Origin of the sequence: Bradyrhizobium sp. NBAIM08, assembly GCF_020193935.1 — a bacterium.
Classification (GTDB): Bacteria; Pseudomonadota; Alphaproteobacteria; order Rhizobiales; family Xanthobacteraceae; genus Bradyrhizobium; species Bradyrhizobium yuanmingense.
The window spans coordinates 1-390 of the sequence record NZ_JADYVR010001193.1 but is presented as its reverse complement, the minus strand read 5'-3'; the positions used below and the strand labels follow the sequence as shown (position 1 = coordinate 390).

Annotated in this window: 1 protein-coding gene; it reads right to left on the bottom strand. The window is 63.6% G+C overall.

Annotated elements, in window-relative coordinates:
- On the bottom strand, positions 1 to 390 hold a 390-nt coding region (locus I6F37_RS44100; RefSeq protein ID WP_225155000.1), incomplete at both ends, for a flavodoxin family protein.

Below are 390 nucleotides of genomic sequence, written 5' to 3'. Positions count from 1 at the left end.
AGCCCCATCCACTCGAGCCAATCGCACAGCGCGTTTTTCACTTCTCCCGTGCCCGCAACGTCGCCGTGCACGACGACTGCAAACGCTCGGCCCGCGAGATGCTTCGGATAGTCCCAACCCTGAAGCTCGAGCACTTTCGCCTCGGCTGCGTTCTTTCCGTGCGTGCGCGTCGGATCCGGATTGCCGCCGTCGGCGCAGACCAAGCGGTCGATCATGAGCTTCAGCACCGACGGCACGTGGTACCAGTTGACGGGCGTGACGATCATGACGCCGTGCGCGGCCACCCACCGCGGATAGATCTCGTTCATCCAATCTTGCGTCTGGCCGAGTGCGTGATTGGGGTAGCACGAGCACGGCCAGTGACATAGCGGCATCGCCGTCGACACGCAC